This window comes from Providencia heimbachae ATCC 35613, assembly GCF_001655055.1.
GTDB lineage: Bacteria > Pseudomonadota > Gammaproteobacteria > Enterobacterales > Enterobacteriaceae > Providencia > Providencia heimbachae.
This window is the reverse complement of record NZ_LXEW01000041.1, coordinates 60,080-66,276: the sequence shown is the minus strand read 5'-3', so window position 1 is coordinate 66,276 and position 6,197 is coordinate 60,080. Positions and strand designations below refer to the sequence as shown.

Sequence of the window (6,197 nt, the reverse complement as noted above, 5' to 3'; positions counted from 1 at the left end):
CGGTTATCTACCTATTTTATTTAATTAATATGAATATCAAATCAGTTTAACAGGAGTTTGGTGATGAATAACACCATTCACGTAATTATAGAAAGTGATAATGTCATTAAGAATAAACTGAAATTAACGATGGAATCTTTTGGCTTCATCTTTAAATTTTATAATAATGAAGAAGCGTTCATTAGTAATTATACTTACCCTTTAGAAGAAGGAGCAAAGGAATGTATTTTATTATTCTTAAATAAAGATGAAAGTCATATTAACAAATTAAGCAACATCAATAATAGTTTTGGTATTGTACCATTCATTGTTTTGTCAGAAGAACCTTCACTCAATTTATGTAGAGAAAGCTTTAAATCTGGTGCTTATGATTTTTTCTCTTTTCCATTCACTGATAGTGAAGTTATGAACGCTATTTCTGGTGCAACGGAACAATTCTTTAATATGCATGAAGGTTACAAAAAGTATACATATCTATCAGATAAGTTTGACCGTCTTTCTACCCGAGAAAGAGAGATAATGGATATGATCCTTGAGGGGAACACAAGCAAGGAAACCGCTGAAAAGCTTTCACTTTCACCGAGAACAGTTGAAGTACATCGTTCAAATATTTATACCAAATTAGGGATAAAATCTTTACCACAACTTATTCAAGAGTATGAATTCATTAATACTTATCCTAAAAATGTGTAATATATGATGGGTAACTCTCCATATTTAAAATATTATATTCTGATGGTTTACTTTTAAGCCATCAGATACTTCAAAAAAAGCCATACATTTTGATTACAAAAAGAATAAAGTCTCGGAATGAGATCAAGCAACTTGATAGCCTACTGATGAGATAGCCACCCTATCTGCATCACTGATATATTTAAAAATAAAATATAACATATGTTGGTTAATATTTAACACATGAAATAATTACATACATTTTTATTAAGTTAAATTATACAAAAATAATTATTTAGCTTTTTATAGTTTTTTATCTTAGCCCTACCTAACTCAACTACTCACCTTAAGCTAGTGGTTTAATCCTAATTGTAACCGTATTTAGTTCCATATTTTTCTCATTAGTCTAAAAATCTAAGACTATAAATGATATAAACATTGAAAATATTTTCGGATAATTCACCTGTTTTTTTCATTTCTCTTTTTCTTAGCGTATCTATCTTATGGCAAAAGAAAGCGATCATCGAAAATAATCCGATGCTAGCTATATATTTTGTTTTATAAATAGGCTTAACTGAACTTAGTGCATCATTTGCACTTTTGCTGACTTTCTTTAAATTAATAGAGAAAATCAGCAAAATTATTTTTTACAAGCAAATCGACTGCCTAAATTAGAGTTTACAATTTGCACTCCCTATAAGCAATTCGATGGATTAGCGGCAAACTCACCGCCATAGATGAAAATCTTAGTTAGGTTTATTTATAGATTTTTATAGGTTTTTATATCGATATTATATTGCTTCAACTTGCGCCAAAGCGTCGTTCGTCCCATATTTAAAGCTTGGTGCATATGTTGAATTTTCCCATTACACGTAAGTGCGGCTTCAATAATAAGCGCTTTCTCAACTTGCTGTATGTCGAGATCTCGAAATAGGCTTTCGGGTATTGGCTCACTGATTAGTTTTTGCAAATAGAAGTGACATTTCAGTTTCTCACTCACTTCACGGCCTAATGAATGAGATAGCGCTAGCAAGATATTGCTGTTAACACCTTTCGTCGAAAGTGCCACTATTGCGAGTAAAATATTATTATCGGAATAAACAGGCGCTAAGTAATAAAACCGCCCCTCTAGCGTTATCGCACATTCAAATAAACCATCATATGGCGTCACATTATCCGCAAATAAAGTAGCGATTGTAGAATGCTTTTCATTAGTATGACTCAACCACAATGTTTTACCTTGTGGATCCATCAGCGAAACCGCGAGTGGTATGTCATTCTGAATGGGGGATAGCCCATCCGTTATTGTCACACTTGCAATTGTAGCTAATAACTCTGGAGTAATTGAATCACAACACTTTTTTCTTAACTGGCCTGCTGTGCAAGTTATCGTATCTATAGACATAATCACCCTTATTCTTCGATAAGTATTCTCTGATTATGTCTATTTAGGATTTAATTTTCATATTCCAGATCAAGTTATATATTGATAAAATTTTTACTCATGATCTAGATCAATTATTCTGAGTCAAAGACTAAATTTCCGTAAATTAGCGATTAACGGAGCGCGCAATCCGCGAGTATGTATGTCTCACACCACGAATAACAATGCCATAATTAAGGATGTTTTCAGGTAATGCGATACCGTTATACCCTGAGTCACCAATATGATGTAAATCAGTACCGGCCATTTTACACATCAAGGCAATCTGTCTAATGGTTTGAATATCCGCACCCTCTTGGGATGTACCAATAGCCGTCATCGTCATAACGCCCTGAGAATGACAGTAAGCCACCATTTTTTGCACAAATTCTAATGTAATACCCGGTACCGTTCCTGGCGCAGGCAATAAAATAATGTCGGCGCCACTGGATATAAAAGAGCGAATATCATCTTCGGTAATTAGTTGCTCAGCCGATTCATTCAATACACCCGCAGCATGCATTTTCCCGGTAATAAGGATGACATCATTACCTACAACTGCTTTTAACTCTTTTAAGCTTTGGTTTATTTCTTGGTTGGTCACACCATTACCCGGATTTCCCGTTAGAACGATGATATCAACCCCCATTTCTTTCAATTTCATCGCATTCTTAACGGTTGCAAGGCGTCCTTCTGATATTTTCCATTGTGCATCTTGCGTTGGGTTATTAAAACCCGTTGGGACAGGCTCTAAATTCACACCGATGGCACGACCGGTAAGGTGTTTTAGTGTTTTAATCATGGTTTCAGGTGCAGTTCCTTCAGGTAGCCCGAGCACAATGGGATTATTTACATCAAAAACATTCAACAACAAGATATCCGCACCTTGGCTAGCAGCAAGCTCAGCATTGGTTACTGTCATTAAGACCGGTTGAATCGTCCCTATTGTTTCCGAGACTAAAAGACGCCCTTCGCTCCCTTTAATTGCTTCAAGTAATTTTTTTTTGCTTAACTGTAAAATCTCAGATGCAGAACAATCAAGATAACGTTTTTGCATTCGCTATACCTTTTATCAATTAGCTTTAAGTTACGTAATTCTCAGACTCGAAATATACTCTTAACTTCTCAAGTTTGAGTATATATCACATCAGTAATAATCATTAACTTAAGAGATACGCTTACATAAGTTATTTTTTTAAGAATAATAACTTTATGTAACATATGGATTTTTATAATTTTTTAATGTCTATAATCAACTTTAGTTATATACCTCGTAAATTACCGCTTGTATTTATTGAATAGTAATGATTATCATTAAACTTCTATGTCAAATAATGGTAAGGAAGTCACAATGAAACTCGCTTACAAAGCCGCTGTTTCAAGTTTAGTATTATTTTCTGTTTCTGCATTTGCTCAAGAATACCCTCTCGGCCATCCCATCATCAAAAATGGAATGGAAATTCAAGGCGTTTATCTACAACCTATCACAATGGATACCGAAGAGGGACATCATGCCATGTCTCATCTTCCTGCAGATAAGGCTGATATTCATTTAGAAGCTGATATTCATGCAGTTGAAGATAACCCAAATGGTTTTGCAGAAGGTGATTGGATCCCTTACCTGACTATTGAATATACGGTCACCAAGCTAGGTGACAAACCACAAACACAAACGGGTACATTCATGCCGATGATCGCAAGTGATGGCCCACACTACGGTGAAAATATCAAATTAGAGGGTAACGGTAAGTATCGAGTTACCTATAAAATTTACCCACCGTCATACAACAAACAAGCGGTATTTGGCCGCCACATCGATAAAGAAACCGGCGTGGCTCCATGGTTTAAACCTTTTGAAACTTCATGGGATTTTGACTATGCCGGCGTAGGTCGTAAAGGCAGCTACTAATTTCGATTAAATGAGTAAAAGGCTTACAAGGAGTTAACTCAAGTGTCCAACTTTATGGCGTCACTTCACTTCCTAAGTAAGCCTTTTTCGTTGGTATTTTTTAATTAATTACTTGAGTTAAAAATGAAGATATTGCTCAACCTTTTAATCGTTACCCTTTGCGCACTCTCACCTCAAGCCGTTTTTGCTGCTGAGAAATTTACGGTTGAATTAGAAATGAAAAATGGGGATTTAATTCCTCGAGTGCTTGAGGTTCCCGCCAAAACGATTATTCGGATCAAAATTACCAATACGGGCACTGAACCGGCTGAATTTGAAAGCCTTCAGCTGAGAAAAGAAAAAGTATTAGCGCCGGGTGCAAGCTCTGTTGTGGTTATTGCCCCGCTCAAACCAGGCACTTATAGTTTCTTTGATGATTTCCATCTCTCTCACCCAAAAGGCGAGATCATTGCTAAATAGTAGGATTTAACATGGGGCAAGTTCTCTTTGTAGTATGGCGTGAAAGCTTTGAAGCGCTATTGGTAATCGGGATTATTTATGCGTGGATTAAACGCCATCCTGACGCTCGTAATGGCATGAAATTCCTTTGGGGGGGAGTTGCATTAGGGATCATTACCTCTATTTTATTAGCGTTATTAATTTATGGTGTCTTCAATGTGCTCGATGACACTGGGCAATCCCTATTTATGATTTTTATGGAATTACTGGCCTGTATTTTAATTGTTCAAATGGTCTATTGGATGAACAAGCATGGCAGCGCTATGAAATCCGAAATTGAATCAGGTATTAATCGTAACGCGGCGCATCATAACTGGTGGGGTGCTGCACTAATTATTGCCATTGCAATAGCCCGTGAAGGCAGTGAGATAGTTGTCTTTCTATCCAGTTTTATTATGTCCCTGAGCAGTGCAAATGCCGGTTCATTTTTTCTTGAAGTTGGCGGAGGCATTCTTATTGCCGGACTGACTTTATATATTTTCCTTTTAACTAATCGACTCATTTCATGGAAGATATTTTTTAATGTCACAGGCGTTATCTTACTTTTCCTCGCATTATCCTTGTTACTAAAAGGGGTAGAAGAAATAGCTAACTTGCTGATCGAATATGATTATTCAATCCCTGATCTTCTTATTTACCCTGCTTGGGATACCACCGCATTACTTGATGACTCAGGTATTGCAGGCAATTTTATTTCTTCGTTTTTTGCCTATCGCTCACAACCAATAGGGTTAAGTGTCATTACATTTGTGGTGTATTGGATTGTCGTTATTACGCTATTTGCTAGGAGCAAAAAAAATGCGTAACAAAATACCGCTTTATTTAGGCCTTATTTTACTTACAGCGGTATCATTACCTGCCCATGCAAAAGCATTAAGATCCCCAGTACAAACTGGGGATGATATTATTATTGCGAAAGGTGATATTCCGACACCGGAAAAATATCAGCAAGCTATTCAAACTTATTTAGTTTTTGTCAGAAAAGAACTAGGAGAGATGGTTTCTCAACTTGAAATTTTAAACCAAAGTCTACAGAATGGAGAACAGCAAAAAGCCCAAAGCGCCTATATACTCGCCCATCAACATTATGAAACTGTTCGGCCTATCATTATCCTATTTGGTAATACCGATAGGACAATTAATCCACGGGCAAGCTACTTCCTCGATAAAGAAAATGATTATCGCTTTTCAGGATTTCATTTAGTGGAGTATCGATTATTCGCACAAAAAGACATTAAATCTGCCCTCACCGCTGCAGATGAATTGTTGATGAAAGGCCGTGACCTTAATAAACGCCTTGAAACAGAAACTATCGAGATCCCAAAATTAGTTCAAGCTTCCGCTGATTTTATCGAAATGATCCTTGAAACAAAATTAGCTGGCGAAGAAAATATTTATAGCCAATCCGATTTAGCCGATATTGCCGCTAATTTAAAAGGTTCACAAACGATCGTTGAAATTCTGACACCTTTTATTCAACCAACAACGCTTGCGCGAATAAAAGAAAACAATCAAAAAATAAATCAAATAATGCAGTCGTATCAATTGTCAGAAGGCCGCTATCAACCTTATCGCCAATTAAACCAAAAAGATAAAATGGCACTATATTCACTTCTAACACAACAGGCCGAAGTACTCGCAATATTACGAGCACAGCTCGACGTTGATGTTTATTATAAATATTAAGGCATAAAT

Annotated in this window: 7 protein-coding genes; 5 read left to right on the top strand and 2 right to left on the bottom strand. The window is 36.2% G+C overall.

Features of this window, described 5'->3' with window-relative positions; all coding sequences use genetic code 11:
• The first annotated feature begins 63 nt into the window (after positions 1-63).
• A complete protein-coding gene (locus tag M998_RS15325) occupies positions 64-693 on the top strand; it encodes a response regulator transcription factor (protein ID WP_068909671.1) in 630 nt (209 codons plus the stop codon).
• Positions 694-1,432: 739 nt separating this feature from the next.
• Here the strand turns inward: M998_RS15325 and M998_RS15320 are convergent.
• Together M998_RS15320 and M998_RS15315 are read right to left on the bottom strand one after the other, a co-directional pair.
• The gene (locus tag M998_RS15320; RefSeq protein ID WP_068446305.1) at positions 1,433-2,077 is read right to left on the bottom strand and encodes a helix-turn-helix domain-containing protein; all 645 of its coding nucleotides are present in this window, start codon (positions 2,075-2,077) and stop codon (positions 1,433-1,435) included.
• Between the two features lie 145 nt (positions 2,078-2,222).
• Positions 2,223-3,152: a DUF7916 family protein gene (locus M998_RS15315; protein ID WP_068909669.1), complete on the bottom strand. Its 930-nt coding sequence runs from the start codon at positions 3,150-3,152 to the stop codon at positions 2,223-2,225.
• A gap of 294 nt (positions 3,153-3,446) precedes the next feature.
• Here M998_RS15315 and M998_RS15310 point away from each other — a divergent pair, with 294 nt between their 5' ends.
• The 4 genes from M998_RS15310 to M998_RS15295 all read left to right on the top strand — a co-directional run bounded on the left by M998_RS15310 (position 3,447) and on the right by M998_RS15295 (position 6,188).
• Positions 3,447-4,004 (top strand): iron transporter, encoded by a 558-nt coding sequence (locus M998_RS15310; protein WP_068446309.1) that lies wholly within the window; start codon positions 3,447-3,449, stop codon positions 4,002-4,004.
• A gap of 123 nt (positions 4,005-4,127) precedes the next feature.
• On the top strand, positions 4,128-4,463 hold the full coding sequence (locus M998_RS15305; RefSeq protein ID WP_068909667.1) for a cupredoxin domain-containing protein: 336 nt from the start codon (positions 4,128-4,130) through the stop codon (positions 4,461-4,463).
• An 11-nt stretch (positions 4,464-4,474) separates the two neighbouring features.
• Entirely contained in the window at positions 4,475-5,308 is an 834-nt protein-coding gene (locus M998_RS15300; protein ID WP_068446313.1) for an FTR1 family iron permease, read from the top strand.
• Positions 5,301-6,188, top strand: coding sequence for an EfeM/EfeO family lipoprotein (locus M998_RS15295; RefSeq protein ID WP_068909665.1), 888 nt, complete (start codon positions 5,301-5,303; stop codon positions 6,186-6,188). The genes M998_RS15300 and M998_RS15295 overlap by 8 nt, the downstream gene beginning before the upstream one ends.
• The last annotated feature ends 9 nt before the right edge of the window (positions 6,189-6,197 follow it).